Origin of the sequence: Nocardia sp. NBC_00565 (genome assembly GCF_036345915.1) — a bacterium.
In the GTDB taxonomy this organism is placed as follows: domain Bacteria; phylum Actinomycetota; class Actinomycetes; order Mycobacteriales; family Mycobacteriaceae; genus Nocardia.
Genome location: NZ_CP107785.1, coordinates 1,493,395 through 1,510,788, shown reverse-complemented (window position 1 = coordinate 1,510,788; position 17,394 = coordinate 1,493,395). Strand labels below are relative to the sequence as shown.

17 protein-coding genes are annotated in these 17,394 nt (G+C 66.1%); 7 read left to right on the top strand and 10 right to left on the bottom strand.

Annotated features, from left to right (window positions below; translation table 11 throughout):
* Window positions 1-90 precede the first annotated feature (90 nt).
* The 7 genes from OG874_RS07285 to uraD all read right to left on the bottom strand — a co-directional run bounded on the left by OG874_RS07285 (window position 91) and on the right by uraD (window position 6,910).
* Window positions 91-2,424, bottom strand: a complete 2,334-nt coding sequence (locus OG874_RS07285) for a xanthine dehydrogenase family protein molybdopterin-binding subunit (protein ID WP_330254345.1) — start codon at window positions 2,422-2,424, stop codon at window positions 91-93.
* Complete coding sequence (locus OG874_RS07280) at window positions 2,424-3,797, bottom strand: 8-oxoguanine deaminase (RefSeq protein WP_330257211.1); 1,374 nt, start codon at window positions 3,795-3,797, stop codon at window positions 2,424-2,426. Before OG874_RS07280 ends, OG874_RS07285 begins: the two co-directional genes overlap by 1 nt.
* Before the next feature lie 77 nt (window positions 3,798-3,874).
* The gene (locus OG874_RS07275) at window positions 3,875-4,345 is read right to left on the bottom strand and encodes a (2Fe-2S)-binding protein (protein WP_330254344.1); all 471 of its coding nucleotides are present in this window, start codon (window positions 4,343-4,345) and stop codon (window positions 3,875-3,877) included.
* Complete coding sequence (locus tag OG874_RS07270) at window positions 4,345-5,220, bottom strand: FAD binding domain-containing protein (protein WP_330254343.1); 876 nt, start codon at window positions 5,218-5,220, stop codon at window positions 4,345-4,347. Before OG874_RS07270 ends, OG874_RS07275 begins: the two co-directional genes overlap by 1 nt.
* Before the next feature lie 2 nt (window positions 5,221-5,222).
* Window positions 5,223-6,098 carry a factor-independent urate hydroxylase gene (gene pucL, locus OG874_RS07265; protein ID WP_330254342.1) on the bottom strand — a complete coding sequence of 292 codons (876 nt, stop codon included), beginning with the start codon at window positions 6,096-6,098 and terminating at the stop codon, window positions 5,223-5,225.
* Between the two features lie 3 nt (window positions 6,099-6,101).
* Window positions 6,102-6,401: a hydroxyisourate hydrolase gene (gene uraH / locus OG874_RS07260; RefSeq protein WP_330254341.1), complete on the bottom strand. Its 300-nt coding sequence runs from the start codon at window positions 6,399-6,401 to the stop codon at window positions 6,102-6,104.
* Window positions 6,398-6,910, bottom strand: coding sequence for a 2-oxo-4-hydroxy-4-carboxy-5-ureidoimidazoline decarboxylase (uraD, locus tag OG874_RS07255; protein WP_330254340.1), 513 nt, complete (start codon window positions 6,908-6,910; stop codon window positions 6,398-6,400). The genes uraH and uraD overlap by 4 nt, the downstream gene beginning before the upstream one ends.
* A 168-nt stretch (window positions 6,911-7,078) precedes the next feature.
* Here uraD and OG874_RS07250 point away from each other — a divergent pair, with 168 nt between their 5' ends.
* The gene (locus OG874_RS07250; protein ID WP_330254339.1) at window positions 7,079-8,578 is read left to right on the top strand and encodes a PucR family transcriptional regulator; all 1,500 of its coding nucleotides are present in this window, start codon (window positions 7,079-7,081) and stop codon (window positions 8,576-8,578) included.
* Between the two features lie 383 nt (window positions 8,579-8,961).
* On the opposite strand, the gene OG874_RS07245 is transcribed toward OG874_RS07250, so the two are convergent.
* The gene (locus OG874_RS07245) at window positions 8,962-9,765 is read right to left on the bottom strand and encodes an SAM-dependent methyltransferase (RefSeq protein ID WP_330254338.1); all 804 of its coding nucleotides are present in this window, start codon (window positions 9,763-9,765) and stop codon (window positions 8,962-8,964) included.
* Window positions 9,766-10,100: 335 nt separating this feature from the next.
* Between OG874_RS07245 and OG874_RS07240 the strand changes: the two genes are divergently transcribed.
* The 4 genes from OG874_RS07240 to OG874_RS07225 all read left to right on the top strand — a co-directional run bounded on the left by OG874_RS07240 (window position 10,101) and on the right by OG874_RS07225 (window position 13,531).
* Complete coding sequence (locus OG874_RS07240) at window positions 10,101-10,586, top strand: Scr1 family TA system antitoxin-like transcriptional regulator (protein ID WP_330254337.1); 486 nt, start codon at window positions 10,101-10,103, stop codon at window positions 10,584-10,586.
* A gap of 241 nt (window positions 10,587-10,827) precedes the next feature.
* Window positions 10,828-11,451, top strand: coding sequence for a hypothetical protein (locus OG874_RS07235; RefSeq protein ID WP_330254336.1), 624 nt, complete (start codon window positions 10,828-10,830; stop codon window positions 11,449-11,451).
* A 176-nt stretch (window positions 11,452-11,627) separates the two neighbouring features.
* Window positions 11,628-12,785 carry an FIST signal transduction protein gene (locus OG874_RS07230; protein ID WP_330254335.1) on the top strand — a complete coding sequence of 386 codons (1,158 nt, stop codon included), beginning with the start codon at window positions 11,628-11,630 and terminating at the stop codon, window positions 12,783-12,785.
* Window positions 12,782-13,531 carry a Mut7-C RNAse domain-containing protein gene (locus OG874_RS07225; protein WP_330254334.1) on the top strand — a complete coding sequence of 250 codons (750 nt, stop codon included), beginning with the start codon at window positions 12,782-12,784 and terminating at the stop codon, window positions 13,529-13,531. The genes OG874_RS07230 and OG874_RS07225 overlap by 4 nt, the downstream gene beginning before the upstream one ends.
* 297 nt (window positions 13,532-13,828) lie before the next feature.
* Here the strand turns inward: OG874_RS07225 and OG874_RS07220 are convergent, their stop codons facing one another.
* Window positions 13,829-14,518, bottom strand: a complete 690-nt coding sequence (locus OG874_RS07220) for a methyltransferase domain-containing protein (RefSeq protein ID WP_330254333.1) — start codon at window positions 14,516-14,518, stop codon at window positions 13,829-13,831.
* Between the two features lie 28 nt (window positions 14,519-14,546).
* Here OG874_RS07220 and OG874_RS07215 point away from each other — a divergent pair, with 28 nt between their 5' ends.
* Window positions 14,547-15,068, top strand: a complete 522-nt coding sequence (locus OG874_RS07215; protein ID WP_330254332.1) for a helix-turn-helix domain-containing protein — start codon at window positions 14,547-14,549, stop codon at window positions 15,066-15,068.
* Window positions 15,069-15,533: 465 nt separating this feature from the next.
* A complete protein-coding gene (locus tag OG874_RS07210; RefSeq protein ID WP_330254331.1) occupies window positions 15,534-16,142 on the top strand; it encodes a hypothetical protein in 609 nt (202 codons plus the stop codon).
* Between the two features lie 266 nt (window positions 16,143-16,408).
* Here the strand turns inward: OG874_RS07210 and OG874_RS07205 are convergent, their stop codons facing one another.
* Window positions 16,409-17,389 (bottom strand): CAP domain-containing protein, encoded by a 981-nt coding sequence (locus OG874_RS07205; RefSeq protein ID WP_330254330.1) that lies wholly within the window; start codon window positions 17,387-17,389, stop codon window positions 16,409-16,411.
* Window positions 17,390-17,394: the final 5 nt, after the last annotated feature.

The window sequence follows — 17,394 nt, the reverse complement described above, 5'->3', positions numbered from 1 at the left end:
GTCTGGAGGCTTCTAGACCGCACGGTTCGGGTACTGCTGTTGTGGGTCTCTCCGGCCCAACGGTTGGTTCGAGTTGGCTGCCCCTGTTGATCAACTGCTCCGGATGATGTCTTCCGGTCGCACCGGCACTCGGTTGATGTGCACGTTTCCACCCCGTGACCGGCAGGCGTCACGGATCGCCGCGGCGATCGCGGGGGTGGAGGAGAGCGTGGGCGGCTCTCCGGCGCCGCGCAGCCCATAGGGGGCATGCGGATCGGCATTCTCGAGAATCTCCAGCCGCTGTGACGGCGTATCGAGAATTGTCGGGATCAGGTAGTCGGTAAAGGACGGGTTGCGTACCTTTCCGTCTTCGACCTGGATTTCCTCCATGACCGCAAGGCCGAGCCCCTGGACGGAGCCGCCGTGGATCTGCCCCTCCAGGGACAGGCGGTTCATGATCTTGCCCACGTCCTGGACCGCGTCCAGGGCGACGACCTTGACCAGGCCGAGGTCGGTATCCACGTCCACCACGGCGCGATGGACGCAGAGAGCCAGCTGGGTGTGGCTATTCCCTTGTCCGGTAAGGGGATCCATTCCGGTAGTCGGCCGGTGGTGGTACTCGCGGGTCTCTTCGACAACCCCCTCATCAAGGACGTCGACAATCGCCGCGAGTACCTCCCCCCGGCTCGAAACCACCTTGCCGCCGACCAGCCGAAGTCCGAGCGAGGGCCCGAACTCGGCCTGCGCCAAGGCGAGTACGCGCTGACGGACGGCCGCACACGCCGCCTTCACCGCGCCACCGGTCATATAGGTCTGCCGGGAGGCCGACGAGGAGCCGGAGTCGCCGACCTGGTTGTCGGCCGGGTGAATGGTGACCCGCTCGATTCCCAGTTCGGTGCGCGCGATCTGCGCCTCGACTGTCACCAGTCCCTGACCGACCTCGGCCGCCGCGGTGTGCACCAGCGCAACTGGTTCTCCCGCAATGACTTCCAGCCGGACCCGAGCGGTCGAGTAGTCGTCGAAGCCCTCGGAGAAGCAGATGTTCTTGATGCCGACGCCGTAGCCGACACCACGCACCACACCCTCGCCGTGCGTGGTCTGCGATGCGCCGCCGGGCAGATTCCGGATATCGGAGGTGTCCAGTTCGGCGGGCAGCGGCATGGCCTTGAGCTGACCGAGCATCTCTACCATCGGCGTCGGCGCGTGCAGCACCTGACCGGTCGCCAGCTTGGATCCCTGTGCGACGGCATTGATCTGGCGCACGTGCACCGGATCGAGATCCAATACCTCGGCGACCTTATCCATCATCGACTCGTGCGCGAAACAGGCTTGGACAGCGCCGAATCCGCGCATCGCGCCGCATGGCGGGTTATTGGTGTAGACGCCGTACGCGTCGATTTTGACATTCGGAATCTCGTACGGCCCCACCGCGAGCGACGCCGCATTGCCGGTCACGTTCAACGTCGCGGAGGTGTATGCCCCGCCGTCCAGGACGATGCGGACCTCGGCGAAGACGATCTTGCCGTCGCGGGTCGCGCCGTATTCGTAGCGCATCTGCGCCGGATGCCGGTGCACATGCCCGAAGAAGGACTCCTCGCGGTTGTACATCATCTTGATCGGCTTACCGGTGTAGAGCGCGAGCAGGCCCGCGTGGATCTGCATCGACAGATCCTCACGGCCGCCGAACGCGCCGCCGATACCGGCCATCGTCATGCGAATCTTGTCGTCGGACAAGGCGAGACAGGGCCCGATCTGTTTGAGGTCGTTGTGCATCCACTGAGTCGCGACGTAGAAGTCGAGTCCGCCGTCCTCGGCCGGAATCACCAGTCCGGATTCGGGGCCGAGGAAGGCCTGGTCCTGGATGCCGACCTCGTAGTCCTCGGCGATGACCACCTGGGCCAGCGCACGGCCGACCGCGACATCGCCGACGCGGACCGGCTGGTACCGCGCGATACCGCCGCGCTCCTGTACCTTCAGGCCCTCCGGATCGGCGATCACCGCGAGCGGATCAGTGATGGGCGCCAACACCTCCCACTCGACGGCGATCGCCTCCATCGCGCGGCGCGCGATCTCCGGGTGGTCCGCGGCCACCAGGGCGATGGGCTCGCCCTGGTGCCGTACCTCGCCGATGGCGAGTACGGGCTGGTCCTCGGTATGGTCCAGGCCGTAGACCTTGCGGCCGGGCACATCCTCATGGGTGAGCACGGCGTGCACTCCTGGCAGCGCCAGCGCGGCAGCGATATCGATACCGACGATTCGGGCGCGCGGGTGTGGGCTGCGCAGTGTCGCACCCCAGAGCATGCCGTCCATCCACAGGTCGGAGGCGTAGGCGAACTCGCCCTTGACCTTCAGCGTGCCATCGGGGCGCAGCGGGCTCTCGCCGATGCCGCCCTTGCCGGGCGCGGCGACCTCACCGGGGAAACGGGTGGTTCGTGGGACAGTCATCATGCCTCCTGTCGCATCAGCCGTTTCCGGGCCGCGACACCCGCCCGGCCGACCACATCCTGTGCGACGGTGCGTAATTCGTCGTTCGCCACGACGGTGCGTCCGCCGACGAGCAGCCGAGCCAGCGGCGGTGTCGGTCCGAAAACCAAGGAGCAGACCGGATCTTCGATCGCCGAGCGGAAACCGTCGACCCGCCAGAGGGCCAGGTCCGCGAGCTTGCCGGGTTCGATACTGCCGATCTCGTTGTGGCGGCCGAGATTACGGGCGCCGCCGAGGGTGCCGATCTCGAGCGCCTGGCGCGCGGTGAACGCGGTCGGACCGTTGACCGCGCGCTGGAACAGCATGGCCTGACGCATTTCGCCGGCCATCGAGGTCAATTCGCTCGATGCCGCACCGTCCACGCCGAGGCCGACCGGCGCACCGGCGGCCACCAGATCGCTGATCCGGGCGATACCCGCACCGAGCCGGGCATTGGAGCTGGGGCAATGCGCGGAGCCGCTGCCGGTTTCGGCGAAGCGCCGGATATCGGCGTCGTGCAGGTGCACGGCGTGCGCGAACCAGACATCGGCACCGAGCCAGCCGAGCTTGTCCATGTATTCGACCGGCGTGCAGCCCATCTGCTCGATGCAGTGCTCTTCCTCGTCGAGCGTTTCGGCGAGATGGGTATGCAGCCGAACGCCTTTGGCGCGTGCCAGGGTGGCGGAGTCGACCATCAGCCCCTCGCTCACCGAGAACGGCGAGCACGGTGCGACGGCGACGCGCAGCATCGAATCGAACGACGGATCGTGATATTTGTCGATGACTTCGGCGGTGTGGGCGAGGATTTCGTCGCGGCTCTCGACCACCTCGTCCGGCGGCAGTCCGCCGTCCTTCTGACCGCGGTCCATCGAGCCGCGGCACGGGTGGAAGCGCAGGCCGATTTCGCCGGCCGCGCGCACCTCGGCCTCGAACAGGTCGCCGCGACCCTTCGGGAAGATGTAGTGGTGGTCACTGCTGGTGGTGCAGCCGGTCAGCGCCAGCCAGCCCAGACCCGCGGCGGCCGCGCCGTAGACGACGTCGGCGTCCATGCGGGCCCAGGTGCGGTAGAGGCCGGTCAGCCATTCGAACAGGGTCGAGTCCTGGAACAGGCCCTGGCTCGCCCACTGGTACAGGTGGTGGTGGGTGTTGACCAGACCCGGGGTGACCAAACAGCCGGTGCCATCGATCCTTTCGGCGCCCGGCACGCTCGGGGCGGGACCCGCGCCGAGGGATTCGATGCGGCCATCGGCGATGACGACGTATCCGGACGCGATCTCGTCACCGACGACCGGCGCGATGTACGCGTTCTCGATGACAGTCTTGTGCCCACCCGTCTCCCGGCCACCGCCCTCCATCGAATCGCTCCGCGATGCTGTACGCCCACCCGTCTCCCGGCCGCCACCCCTTATGGAATCGCTGCGCGATGCTGTACTCATTTGCCCGCCTTGCGTGCCGCGGCCAGACGCACCGCGTCGAGGATCTTCTCGTATCCCGTACAACGGCAGAGGTTTCCGGCGAGCGCCTCGCGGATCTCCACATCCGAGGGATCGGGATTGCGTTCGATCAGGTCGTGCGCCTGCACGATGAGACCCGGTGTGCAGAAGCCACATTGGACCGCACCGGCCTCGACGAACGCCTCCTGCATCGGATCGAGCTGCGCGCCCTTGGCCAGGCCCTCGACGGTCCGGACCGAGCGATCCTGCACCTGGCCAGCGGCCACGAGGCAGGAGCAGACCGGGGTACCGTCCAAATACACTGTGCAAGAACCGCATTCGCCTTGCTCGCAGGCATTCTTGGAGCCGGGCAGGCCCATCCGCTCGCGGAGCATATAAAGGAGGCTCTCGCCCTCCCACACATCGTCGACGGTCTCTTGCGAGCCGTTGACGTCGAAGGTCACACGCATCAGGCTGCCCTCCTTCTTTCTGCTAGGTAGTCCGTCCAGGCCCAGGACAGGGTGCGGCGGGCCAGCACCGTCAGGGCATGTTTGCGATATTCCGCGGTGCCGCGGACGTCGTCGATCGGCTTGGCGGACGCGGAGGCGAGCTCGCCGAATTCGCGGACGACCTCGAACGACAGCGGAGCCGGGTCATCCCAGTTGAGGGCAGCGGCCAGGAACTCCTCGGCGGGCCGCGCCCGCAGCGGCGTCGGTCCGGCGGAACCGATACCGGTGCCGACGGTGCGGGTATCGGGGTGCAGCGCGATGGAGAACGCGCAGACCGCGATCACCATGGCGTTGCGGGTACCGACCTTGGAGAAGTACTGCGGTCCGCTGGCCGGCTCGATCCAGATGGCGCGGATCAACTCGTCGGGCTCCAGGGCGTTCTTCTTCACCCAGACGTAGAAATCGTCGATCGGGATGAGGCGGGTGCCGCGCGCGGCGGACTCCACCTCGATCACCGCATCGGCCGCCAGCAGCGCGGGATGGGCGTCACCGGCCGGCGACGCGCCACCGAGATTGCCGCCCACGGTGCCGCGGTTGCGGATCTGCGGGGAGCCGACGGTGCGTGCGGCCTGGGCCAGACCGGGCAGCTGGTGGCCGAGCCGGTTGATGATGCGCACGTACGGGACGCCCGCGCCGATCCGGATGCGGCCGTCGGCCTCGGTCGAGTAATCGAACAGGTCGCGACAGCGGTTGAGGTCGAGCAGTGCCGCCGGACGGCCGTGGTCGAAGTTGAGTTCGACCATCACGTCGGTGCCGCCCTGAATGGGCTTGGCCTCCGGGTTGGCGGCCTTCAGCTCGAGCGCCTCCGCCCAGGTATCGGGTCGTAGGAAATCCATTGTCACTCCCAGGCGGGTCCGGGCGCGGGGGCGTCCTCGCTGAGGACGGTGCCTTCGATCAGGCCGTAGGGACGGTCGGCGGCGAAGAAGACCTCGTTGTCGTTCTCCAGTCCGAAACCGGACAGATCAACGACGAAGTGGTGCTTGTTCGGCAGCGACAGCCGGACCTCGCACACCTCGGGAACCGCGCTGAGCACCCTGTCGCCCATGGCGTAGAGGGTCTGCTGCAGCGAGTAGCTGTAGGTCTGCGCGAACGCCTCGAGCAGTGCGCCGCGCACCTCGCGGTAGGCCTTGTCCCAGTCGCCCGGCTCACCCGCGAAACGCCACTCCGCATTGACCTCGGTCGCCAGCACGCGGTCGTAGGCCTCCTGCAATGTCGTGTACTTGTCCTTGATATAGCCGTGGAATTCCGAGCCGGTGGAGTTCAGCACCACCAGGCCCGCCAAACCTGAGACCACCCAGGCGTTTTCGCCGTCGTAGTGCACCCGCGCGGTGCGGGTCTGCTGACCCGACCGCACGAACGAGTGCTGCTGATCGCCGGGTCCGACCACGATGCGCTCCCAGGCGTACTCCTCGAGCGAGACCCGCGCGTGGTCGATGGTCGGCTGGGAATCGACGAAATGCCGTGCCAGCAGCAGTCCGAACGCCTCTGGCGAGGTGATGCCGTATTCCTTGGCGAAGGCGAAGACGGTGTTCTTCTGCGTGTCGGTCGGCAGGACCGCCGCATTGTCACCGGTCAGGTGGACCTCGTCCATGTCACCGGATAGCGCCACACCGACATTCAGATCCCGGATCTCGTGGACGCCACCGGTTTTCGTCACCCGGACGACCCGGTTCTCCGCTTTGCCGTATCTATTCGGCCCGAGCTTGATCGACATTGTTCAGCTACCTCGGTAGGTCGAGTAGGAGTAGGGACTGAGCAGCAGCGGCACGTGGTAGTGCTCGGCTGGGTCGGCGACGTGGAAGTCGATGGTCACCGACGGGTAGAACGGGCTGAGCTCACCGGTGTCGAAAATCAGCCGGTGCGCACCGATATCGGGTGCGGGCAGATCCTTGACGCGCCCGTCGGCGTCGGTGCGGCGCTCGGCGAGCACGGTGCCATCGGTCTGCTCCAGCCGCACCGCCAGCCCGGCCGCCGGGCGACCCGATGCCGCGTCGAGCACATGGGTGGACAGACTCACTTGTCCTCCAACAGCTTTCGAATCCGCAGCCGGGTGATGTCGGCAAGTTCGCGTTGGGTCGCGATGCGCTCCCCCTCGGCGGTATTGGCCAGCCGCCTGCGCAGTTCGGCGTGGATCTGCTCGGCGCTGCGGCCGGCGGCACGGATCAGGAAGACGTGGCCGAAGCGCTGCTCATAGGCCAGGTTGCCCGCGGCGATACCGTCCAGGATCAGCTGGTCGGCGCCGGCGGTCCCGGACTGTTCACCGGCGGACCACTTCGCCTCGCGTTCGGGCGTCCCCGCCTTCGCGCGGTCCCCGATGCGCGGATGCGCCGACAGCGCCTCCTCGACATCCGGCCAACTGAGCTCCCTGACCCCGGCAACCGCGGCGGCCATCAGGCTCGTGCTGTCCACGTAGGGCCGGTAGGCCGCCACCTTCTGCGCCCAGACACCCGAGGCACAGCAGGTCAGCAGCTCCGCCTCGGCCCGGTCCGGAGGCAGCGCGTTGAGCCATCCGATCTCACCTGACATCCGATCTCCCATCGAGCTCGCTATTCGATGCCGTAAGTACACCCGCCGTTCATCGCCGCAGCTAGGAACCAGAAATCTGAACTGTGCGCCAGTTCACACGGACCTGTTCGTACGAATATCCAAAGCGCTGGGATGTGGCCTCGCGATCGGCTGTTAGCCTCGGCACCTGTGCGACTCAGATCACTTCTCACCATGGACCTGGGGCTCGAGCTCGTCACCGGCGAAGAAGAGCTCGACCGGTTCGTGCGCTGGGTAGTGACCACCGACATGCTCGACCCGAGCCGCTACCTCTCCGGTGGTGAACTGGTCCTGACCGGCCTGCAGTGGCGGCTGAAACCCGAGGACAGCGAGACCTTCGTGCGCGCGCTGGCCCGCGCCGGAGTCGCCGGACTGGCCGCGGGTGACGCCCGCTATGGCGGCGCGCCGCCCGACGTCGTCGAGGCCTGCCAGCGGCACCGGATCCCGCTGTTCCGTGTCAACGAGGACGTCGCCTTCGCCCAGGTCACCGAGACGCTGACGCGCAATCTGTCCACCGGGCGCGCCGCGGACCTGACCGCGATCCTCGACCGGCACCGCCAGCTCGTCGCCGGCACCGGCCTCGGCTCGGTACTCGAGCTGATCGAGCGTGATCTGGGGATGCGGTGTTGGGTCGTCTCCTCGACCGGACGGGTGGTCGCCGGACCAGCGACACCACCGCCGGTCGAGGTCACCGCCGCCTTCTTGAACGCCCGCCGCCTCCCCCACGTCTTGATTCAGGACGAGGCTCGCTACTCGCTGTTCGCCGTCGACGAGCACAGCACCTCGCGCGCGGCCGACTGGTTCCTGGTCTTCGAAGGCGACTACAAGGACTGGCCCGAAGAGCGTCGCGCCCTGACCGGCGAACTCGCCGCCGTTGTCTCGCTGGAACGCGCCCGCCTCGACGACCGCCAGAGCGCCGAAGGCCGCCTCGCCCAAGAGCTCATCGAACTGATCGTCTCCGACGCCAAACCCGCCGAGATCATCTCCCGCTTGGAACTGACCGGCCTCGGCCCCGCCGAAACCTACATCGCGGTCGCCGCCGGAGCAGATGCCTTGCGCCCCGGCGAATTACGCGTCCTGCTCCGCGAAATCCTCTACGGCAAAAGGCCGGCCGCAGGCGTCGTCGACGGCGAAGCCATCGCCCTCATCCCCGCCGACCCCGACGGTGCCCTGATCACCGAAATCCACCGCGCCGTAACCGCTTTGGAACCCGGCCTGCAAGGCGCACACCTCTCGATAGGCGTCAGCGGAATCGTAGAGGGCGAGGGCCTGCGCGGCGCCGTAGAAGAAGCCCGCTACGCCCGCCGCCTGGCCGCCGACCGCCCCCACCCCACCAGCGTGGTCGGCCACGACGAACTCGCCACCCACATGCTGTTACTGGCCAGCGTCCCCGACGAAGTCCGCCGCATGTTCCGCCTGCGGTTGCTCGACCCGCTCTCCAGCTACGACCAAGAGAACCGCGCCGACCTCGTCCACACCTTGGAAACCTTCCTCCAAGTCTCTGGCTCCTGGACGAAATGTGCTGAACTGCTTCACGTTCACGTGAACACCTTGCGCTACCGCATCCAACGCATCGAGGAGCTAACCGGGCGCGATCTATCCCGCCTCGAAGATCGCGTCGACTTCTTCCTGGCCCTAGCCCTGCGCTGATATTTCCATCGACACCGTCAAGGCTTACAAGTGGCGGTCCGCCGACGAAAATACCCGAATCGATTCCGAGCCCCTGACTCTCCGGCGGCGGGTGCTTCGGAAGCCGAGCCGTCGTGAGGAGTCGGCTATGCACCCGAGCCGACAGCACGGCGCATCCCGGACACGCTACCGGCTCGTCGCGGGTGCTGCCTCGATCCGCACTGAGAGCCCGGCGCCACGCATACCGTCGATCCGCAAGCCATCCAGATGCGGAAACAGGACCGCCACCGGTCCAAGATCACAACACCGGCAACATGATCAATCACCAAGTCCCCGTTCGCAGTTCGAGCGATGGGGCGATCACGGAAAGTGGGACAGATCCAGTCTTCTGGGTGCGGGTTGAATTACTTGCGTGCAACGCCCGCGTAGGCGGACACTTGCGCGTCCATTTTCTTCGGGGATGCGACACCGTCCGGGCGCCAGCGGTGCGGCACCTCTACACCGGGATCGACCAGCTCTAGTCCCTGGAAGAACCGCGTGAATTCGTCTCGGCTTCGGACCTGGCATGGCAAGCCGCTGCGGCGGTAGATGTCGACCACGGTAGCTATTGCCGTCGGATCGAAGTCTGGCGTGACGTGTGTCATCACTAGATACGAGCCAGGAACGAGCTCGTCCATCAGAGTATCGACGATTCCGTAGGCATCCTGCTCGTCGGGGATGAAATGCATCAGCGCGTTGAGGCTGAGCGCGACCGGTTGGGTCAGGTCCAGTGTCTCGCGCAATCCCAGGGCATTGAGAATCTTTTCGGGTGTCGTGACGTCGGCGGAGACGTAGTTGGTACGCCCCTCCTGTGAGCTGACCATCAATGCCCTGGCGTGGACGAGCACGATCGGATCGTTGTCGACGTAGACGACTCGTGCGTCAGGCGCGACCTGTTGGGCCACCTGATGCAGATTCGGCTCGGTCGGGATACCGGTTCCGATATCGAGGAATTGACGAATGCCCGCGTTTGCAAGGAACCGTGTCACGCGGTGTATGAAGGCCCTGTTCTGCTGCGCGGCCACCCGCACTCCTGGCCAGATGGCCACGACCTGTTCAGCCGCTTGCTCGTCCGCGCTGTAATGGTCCTTGCCGCCGAGGTAGTAGTCATACATTCGGGCGGTGTGGGGCTGATTCTGCCGCAGGTCGACAGTAGCGCCGGGTTCCACGGTCGGAGTCCTTTCATAGTCGAGGCAACATCAAGGTAGCAAGCGGGCGGTACGCGGGCGTGTCGATTCAATCTTGTTGGGGGGGTGCACCTTGTGGCCCACTACAAGCGTGTGAGCGCGCCGAGTAAGTGGCTCGGCGAACAGGATTGACTCCATGCTTGCCACTTTAGTCTATTCAGCGCCGTGGATCGGGCCACCGGTCAGCTCTACTGCCGGACCCGAGATCGCAAGCGCTCGACCGAGTTTCGAGCCCTCCTGCAGTCACTGTGCTAGCGCTGGCCGGGCGGGAAGTTGTATGTGATCGTCGATAACGTCTCCCGCACAAACGCCGCGAGGTGCTCGAGCGTTTCCTGTGGACGGTCAGCGCAGTGACCAGGGTGCTCGATTTCTACGGTGACCCACCGAACGACCTCGAACCAGGTTTAGGCGCACGCCTCGAACGTCAGCAAGTGCTGTACCGAGGCAATCACCGCTTCTACTTCATCATCTCGGAGCAGGTACTCCGCACCCGCGTCGGCACCCCGGACGTGATGCTCGAACAGATGGACCGATTGCTCACGGCGATGTCTCTGCCCCGCGTCGTGCTCGGCATCCTGCCCGACGAATCGGAGTTCCGCGCACCGACACACAGCTTCATCATGTTCGACAACCGCATGGTGCAGGTCGAGACCATCTCAGCAGAGCTGACGATCACCCAACCTGGCGAGATCGTGTTGTACGAGAAGGCCTTTCAGGCGCTCACCGAGCAAGCCATCCACGGCCAGAATGCCCGCGCGATGATCGCTGCGGCAATGGACGGCCTGCGGGCCAACCCCGCCTGAATCCCCGAAGCGTCTCAGCGGGCCGTGTGGCCATCGGGGGCATACCCGGCACCAATCGCCCCCAGTAGCCCGCCCACTGCCGAAATAGCCGCTGCTATCCGCCCGTCGATGGGGCGAACGTCCGTCCCATCGACGTAACAGGCATTGCGACCAGCACGAAGGTGGAGATGTATGCCACCAACCACGCACCCGGAGGCCGCCCGACGTTTCTGAGCAGTCCGTTCCCCGGCCCGCGGCTGCGTTGACGAAGAAATACAGGGCTGGTTCATTCCTCGAGCGCACCGTGCTGGCTGACGGAACCGGATTCGCCTACGATTTTATCGTCGGCATCGCTTCAGCGGTCGACATGCCGGGCGCACCGGTCCGCGCCCGAGAATTGAGGAGCCGGTCGGACACCGTCGTTCAGTACGGTGGCAGGCGACCATCTGAAAGAAATATCACGACACCTCCAAGGAGATTCACCATGCCTGGTGACCAAATCGGAGAAGTCAATGGTCAAACAATCGGTACACGAGTTCTGGGAGATATCGGGCTCGGCCCGCGAACCGAGGTGACCGACCATCAGATCGGCACACTCTGCGGCGTTCAGATCGACAGTACGGTGACCTACGTCGGCACGATGCGCCCCAACGGCACGCTCGCCGGTGAAGGCACCGGATTCGTCGTCACCGCGAGCGGGCAGACAGCTACGTTCCGGGGGACGGGCGTCGGCAGGTTCACCGGCCCTGGAGCGATCAGCTGGAGAGGGGCGGTCTTCTACGAGACCAGCGGTGAGGAACTGAGCCGTCTCAACGGGATCGCGGTCATGTTCGAGTACAACGTCCACGACGGAAAGTCGGAAGGCAAACAGTTCGAGTGGAAGTAGGGCTGATGCACGACCTCGTCAACCCCGTGCCCCGACCACTTGGATGAAATATGCCAAGGGGTCGGTTCCGGCGGAATCGGACGTCGCTCCGTATGCCCGCCGGTCCAGCCGCGCGTATGAAATGTGTTGTGCGGCAACAACACCTACGATCCCACGGGGTTCGCTACGATGGAAGGGTGCGGATCGGAGTCGGGCTCTCCACCGCGCCGGGAGCACGGCAAGCAGGCGCGCAAGCCGCAGCGAACGCACGCGATCAGATCGCGGGCGAGACGCCATCGCTTGCTGTGCTATTAGCCTCACGAGCACACACCGACGAGGCCGCGGCCGTCCTCGCCGGAGTCCACCACAGCGTCCAGGTGCCCGCACTCATCGGATGCGTGGCCCAAGCGATCGTCGCGGGCCGCCGCGAGATCGAGGACGAGCCCGCGGTCGCGGTATGGCTGGCATCCGGATTGCCCGCCGCCGCCGAGACCTTCCAACTCGACTTCCTCCGCACAGCGGCCGGCGGGCTACTCGCGGGTTACCGCTTCGACACCGCAGCGCGCGACTTCCATCTGCTGCTGCCCGACCCCTTCTCCTTCCCGGCCGACATACTGCTCGAGCACCTGAACACCGATCTACCCGGCACCACCGTGATGGGCGGGCTGGTCAGCGGCGCGCAACGGCCCGGCGGCTGCAGACTGTTCCACGACCACGAGGTGGTGACCTCCGGCGCCGTGGGCGTGCGACTACCCGGCCTGCGCGGTGTCCCCATCGTGTCGCAAGGCTGCCGACCGATCGGGTCCCCCTATATCGTCACCGGCGCACGCGGCGCGCGGATCACCGAACTGGGCAGCCGCCCACCCTTCGAGCGATTACGCGAGATCGTCGAGGCGCTGCCACCCGACCAACAGGAACTGGTGACCCACGGACTGCAGATCGGAGTCGTAGTCGACGAGCATCTCTCAGCGCCGGGGCAGGGCGATTTCCTGATCCGCGGCCTGCTCGGTGCCGACCCATCCAGCGGCGCGATCGAGATCGGCGAAATTGTCGAGGTCGGCACAACCGTGCAGTTCCAGGTCCGCGACGCGGCCGGGGCAGATGAAGATCTACGCGCAGCCCTCCTACACGCAGGTTCGGACCTACCCGGACGCCCCGCCGGTGCGTTGCTGTTCACCTGCAACGGACGCGGCCGGCGGATGTTCGGGGTCGCGAACCACGACGCCACCGCGATCGAGGACGCGCTCGACGGCATCCCGCTTGCCGGCTTCTTCGCCGCGGGCGAAATCGGCCCCATCGCAGGCCGCAATGCGCTACACGGCTTCACGGCATCAATGGCGGTATTCGTCGAATGAGCGTCGACATCCGGATCTACGCCGAGCTGAACGACTTCCTCCGGCCCGACGACCGATACACGGTGCTGCGCCGACCATTCCGGCCGCACCAAACCGTGAAGGACGTCATCGAGGCGGCTGGCATCCCGCACACCGAGGTCGACCTCGTTCTGGTCAACGGGCAACCGGCGGCCTTCGGCCAGCACCCGCGCGACGGCGATCGAATCACCGCCTATCCCGTGTTCGAGACGCTGGACATCGGCCGGACTACCAGGGTGCGCCCACACCCGCTGCGCGAGCCGCGCTTCGTCGCCGACGTCAATCTAGGCGGACTCGCCAAGCTGATGCGGCTGATGGGCCTGGACGTGCACTGCCGGTGGGACGCCGACGATGCCGCACTCGCCGAACTGTCGGCGGCCGAGCACCGGATTCTGCTCACCCGCGACCGCGGACTGTTGAAGCGGCGCAACGTAACTCACGGTGTGTACATCCGGTCGGACCGGCCGGTAGATCAGATCGTCGAGGTGATCCGGCGGCTCGACCTCGTCGAGCGGCTGGCCCCGTTCACCCGCTGCCTGCGTTGCGGTGGCACCGTCGTCGCGGTCGCCAAAGCCGAGGTCGAAGATCGGCTGGAACCACTCACTCGCCGCCATTACAACACGTTTCGGCAGTGCCGCGACTGTGGGCGGATCTACTGGCAGGGCTCGCACCAGGCCCGGCTCACCGCCACGGTGGCGGCAATCCGCACCGGCCTGAATCAATCCTGACACCATCGCCTGTCACGAAATCCCGCACGTCTCGTTGTCGACTGCGAATCCCGCTGAGCTGGTGAGTCAACGCCGATCTACACCGACGACAGCAGTGAGCCATCGGAGTTGATTTTCCAGGTGACCAGTTGACGCGAGGCCAAGCATCGCGGCCCCGTGTGGGTCAGCCCACGGGCGGACGGCTTCGGTGATCGAGGTGATAGTCCTCGATGCGACCGGGTCGAACACCGGCTGAGTAGGCCGGGGAAATCAACGTCGACGTCGTACCGATGATCGCCGCCGACGGCGAGCTGGCACTCAATCGGCGCGAGTCCCGCAGGCGAGGAAGACCGGGACGGCGACGAACAACCGATCGTCGTGTGCCCTGGCGGCTTGGTCGTCGAGCCAAGTGCCTTTTCCGGCGATGTTGGCGAGCATCGGCAGGACCGCGGCGTCTGTCCACACGATCGTGTGGACCTCGACGGTGACGTTGGTGAACCCGTTGTCCAGCAGGATGTTCCGGTATCGGCGAGCGACCCGTGGGTTGGGCATGCCGTCCGCGCGAGCGTGGACGAGCGTACGGGTGAGTTCGGGATCGTCGGAGTCGATCACGAACGTGTCCCAGTCCTGGCCGACGAGCACCGCGCGGCCGTTTTTGGCCAGGACGCGGCGGGCCTCGATGACGGCTTGCTCGGGTTCGGCGAGGGCGTGCAGGACCTTGTCGGCACGGTAGCCGGTGACCGAGCCGTCGTCGAGAGGCAGCGCGGTGGCGTCGGCGACGTGGAACTCGCTTGTGGGCCAGCGCTCGATGGCGATCTCGATCATGGCGGGGTCCAGGTCGATGCCAATGGCCCTCACCCCACGGGCGGCCAACTCGCCGACGGCGCGACCGCCCCCGCAGCCGACGTCGACGACGGTGTCGCCCAGCGCGTGGTAGGTGCGTTCCCGCAGGTTACGAGCCTGGGGTAGATCGTCAAGAGCGTCGAGGAGGGTAAGCAACGTGGACATGTCCGTCATTGTGCGACTTAATGTCAACATGAAGTCAATCGGCGAGGTGGCCGCTCGGTTCGGGTTGCCGACACACGTGCTGCGGCATTGGGAGGCGCAAGGACTGCTGACACCGGCCCGCGCGGGTGACCGTCGCCGCTACACCGACGCGGACCTGTACCGGGTGGCGGCGATCCTGATTTCGAAGGAAGCGGGCTTCGGACTCGCGGACATCCGGACGATGTTGGCCGCCCGGTCCGCACCGGCCCGCCATGAGGTGCTGGCCCGCCACCGCGAGAAGTTGCTGGCACGTATCGCCCTGGCGCAGGCCGCACTCGATATGCTCGAGGGCGAATGCCCGCACGACGACATTATGACGTGCCCGCATTTCCAGGGATTCCTGACTGACCGACTGCAGCGGCCTTCCGTACGGGGTTCGGATCGTCGTAACGCCGATCGGGCAGTCGAGAGCGCCGGCGGGAATGTTGAAGGTGCCGCGGGCGAACTGGACATAATCGGCCGGCTCGACCCAGACCGCGTCGAGTCCGACGTCGACCAAGACGACGTTTGAGAGTCAACACTCAGGTGCGCTGGTCGGTGGTGCGCCCGGGGATAAGTGGCCCGCCCGTCCTCGGAGTCTGGCCGTAACCAATGGGCAGGCGTTGTCGTCGACAATGCGTCCAGTGGCGACATTGGAATCTATCAACTCGCTCGTGCGGATTCGGCGAGGCACAGCCCCAAGCCCGTATTCTCACGTTATTTCTGGCGTGTCGTAATCGGTTGTGCCGCACGATGTTCGACCGTGGTCGACGAGTTGTCGGGCAGCTGGTGCCGAGCGGTCCGCCTGTGCCGTTGATGCTGGCGGGGTCCAAATGTCACCGGCAACGCTGCGGCTCTTGCGCGCAGCTTCGCGGCGGCGAACGATTAGCTGTGCGGTGGCCACGTTCGCGGGCCGTGCGGTTACACCCCCTCGGTGGACCACGACGCCTCGGCCCCGCAACACAGCGGAGTAATCCCTCCGCGCGAGGAGGACTCGATGTTCATCCAAGTCATTCAAGGAAAGGTGTCCGACGCCGACCGGCTACGTCGATGTATGGATCGGTGGACCGAGGAGCTGCGGCCGGGAGCCGTCGGCTACCTCGGCACGACCAGCGGACTGTGCGACGACGGCACATTCATCGCGCTCGCGCGATTCGAATCCGAGGATGCGGCGCGACGCAATAGTGACCGCCCGGAACAAGGCGCGTGGTGGGCCGAGACCGAACAGTGCTTCACCGGGCCGGTCACCTTCATGAACTGCCCGGATGTGACGCAGTGGCTGGGCGGCGGCTCCGACGAGGCCGGATTCGTCCAGATCATGGAAGGCCACACGCGCGACCAACGCCGGATGCGCGAACTGCTCGGCCAGGGCGGCGATCGCATCCATGAATTGCGCCCGGAGATCCTCGGCGGCACCTTGGCGACCTACGGCAATGACGGCTACGTCGAGGCGGTGTACTTCACCTCCGAGGCCGAAGCGCGCGCCCACGAAAAGTTGGAGATCCCCGACGATCTGCGCTCACTGTTCGATGAGGAAGGCGCCCTCATGGGTGAGGTCGAATACTTCGACCTGCGCCAGCCGATGCTGGTCTCACCGCAGCGATAGCCGACCATCTGGCACATATCCAGTGACACCCTCGTACAAGGCAACCTCTGCGACAGGCTCACAGGATATGCGACAGCCAATGCAGCGCGCCTGAGCCCAGCAGCGCGGGCACAGCTTTTGTCGCATACCCACCGACTCCGTCACACAGGGTTGCAACCTGCGCGGCGGTAACTGTATATGCGACAGCCCAATCCGAACCCGGCGCGTACGACGACGTGGCGCTGCCGCGGTCTCCCCGGAGGAAGACCGCGGCAGGGGGTGGCGGGCTACTTGTTCCAGATGGCCGCGACGTAGGTCTGGCCCTTGACCGTGTAGCGGTGTTCGTGGACGAGCTTGTAGCCCTGGGCGGAGAGTTGGGCGGCGGTGGTGTTGAAGGTGTCGACCGAGATGTCGTGGCGGGCCTGCCAGGCACGACCGTCGTTCTTCTCCCAGATGCCGACAAAGCGCGAGGAGCCGTTCACCTCGTAGCCGCGGACCAGGGTCAGGCGGTAGCCCTGGCCGAGCAGTTTATCGAATTCCGCCTGGTACGCGCCGGAGTCGAGGCCGTGGCGGGCCTGCCAGGCGCGGCCGTCGTTGCGGAACCAGGTGCTGGAGTAGCGGGGGTCGTTGCCGCCGGTGACGCGGATGTCGGTGATGCGGTAGCCCTGGGCGACCAGGTTGTCGAATTCGGTCTGATGCTGTGCGCCGGTGAGGTTTTCGCGGGTGACGGTGACGGGCTGCGCGGTGGCGCCACTGTTGGCGAAGGTCACGGTCCAGTGGCGGCGGTCGCCCTGGTAGATCACCGCGACGCCGATATTGTCGAGTTGGCTGTCGAGGATGATCGCGCGGTGGCCGGGCGAGTTCGACCAGAAGCGCATGGCGTCGGCCGGTTCGACATTGGTGCCGTAGAAGTTGATCTCGGCGATCTTGGGCGCGTTGGTGGGGACACCGCACTGTGCGAAGCGGGTCTTGATGTCGCGGCCCAGGGTGTCGACATGGTCGGCCGGTGAGGAGCCGCGCTCGGCGCTGTCGTTGCTCGCCCATTCGGCCGGACGGGCCAGCACATCGGTATGGGTGACCGGCTTCAAGCCCGCCTCGGCGCGCATCTTGTTGATCTGGTCGAAGACGACACTCTCCTCGCCGCGCAGGGCCAGTGCGGCGCTATCGACATCGCAGTTGGTCAGCGGCGCGGCCGCGGCGGCGGGCAGTGCGAACAGGCCCGCGCCCGCGAAAACGGCCAGGGCGGCGGCAGTGGTCTTGAATTTCATCGGAT

What these genes read in the sequence shown, in the direction of transcription:
- OG874_RS07285 (WP_330254345.1), bottom strand. Translation starts at nt 2,424, where the DNA reads ATGACTGTCCCACGAACCACCCGTTTCCCCGGTGAGGTCGCCGCGCCC.
- OG874_RS07280 (WP_330257211.1), bottom strand. Translation starts at nt 3,797, where the DNA reads ATGGAGGGCGGTGGCCGGGAGACGGGTGGGCACAAGACTGTCATCGAG.
- OG874_RS07275 (WP_330254344.1), bottom strand. Translation starts at nt 4,345, where the DNA reads ATGCGTGTGACCTTCGACGTCAACGGCTCGCAAGAGACCGTCGACGAT.
- OG874_RS07270 (WP_330254343.1), bottom strand. Translation starts at nt 5,220, where the DNA reads ATGGATTTCCTACGACCCGATACCTGGGCGGAGGCGCTCGAGCTGAAG.
- pucL (WP_330254342.1), bottom strand. Translation starts at nt 6,098, where the DNA reads ATGTCGATCAAGCTCGGGCCGAATAGATACGGCAAAGCGGAGAACCGG.
- uraD (WP_330254340.1), bottom strand. Translation starts at nt 6,910, where the DNA reads ATGTCAGGTGAGATCGGATGGCTCAACGCGCTGCCTCCGGACCGGGCC.
- OG874_RS07225 (WP_330254334.1), top strand. Translation starts at nt 12,782, where the DNA reads ATGAGCGTCGACATCCGGATCTACGCCGAGCTGAACGACTTCCTCCGG.
- OG874_RS07220 (WP_330254333.1), bottom strand. Translation starts at nt 14,518, where the DNA reads ATGTCCACGTTGCTTACCCTCCTCGACGCTCTTGACGATCTACCCCAG.
- OG874_RS07215 (WP_330254332.1), top strand. Translation starts at nt 14,547, where the DNA reads ATGAAGTCAATCGGCGAGGTGGCCGCTCGGTTCGGGTTGCCGACACAC.
- OG874_RS07210 (WP_330254331.1), top strand. Translation starts at nt 15,534, where the DNA reads ATGTTCATCCAAGTCATTCAAGGAAAGGTGTCCGACGCCGACCGGCTA.
- OG874_RS07205 (WP_330254330.1), bottom strand. Translation starts at nt 17,389, where the DNA reads ATGAAATTCAAGACCACTGCCGCCGCCCTGGCCGTTTTCGCGGGCGCG.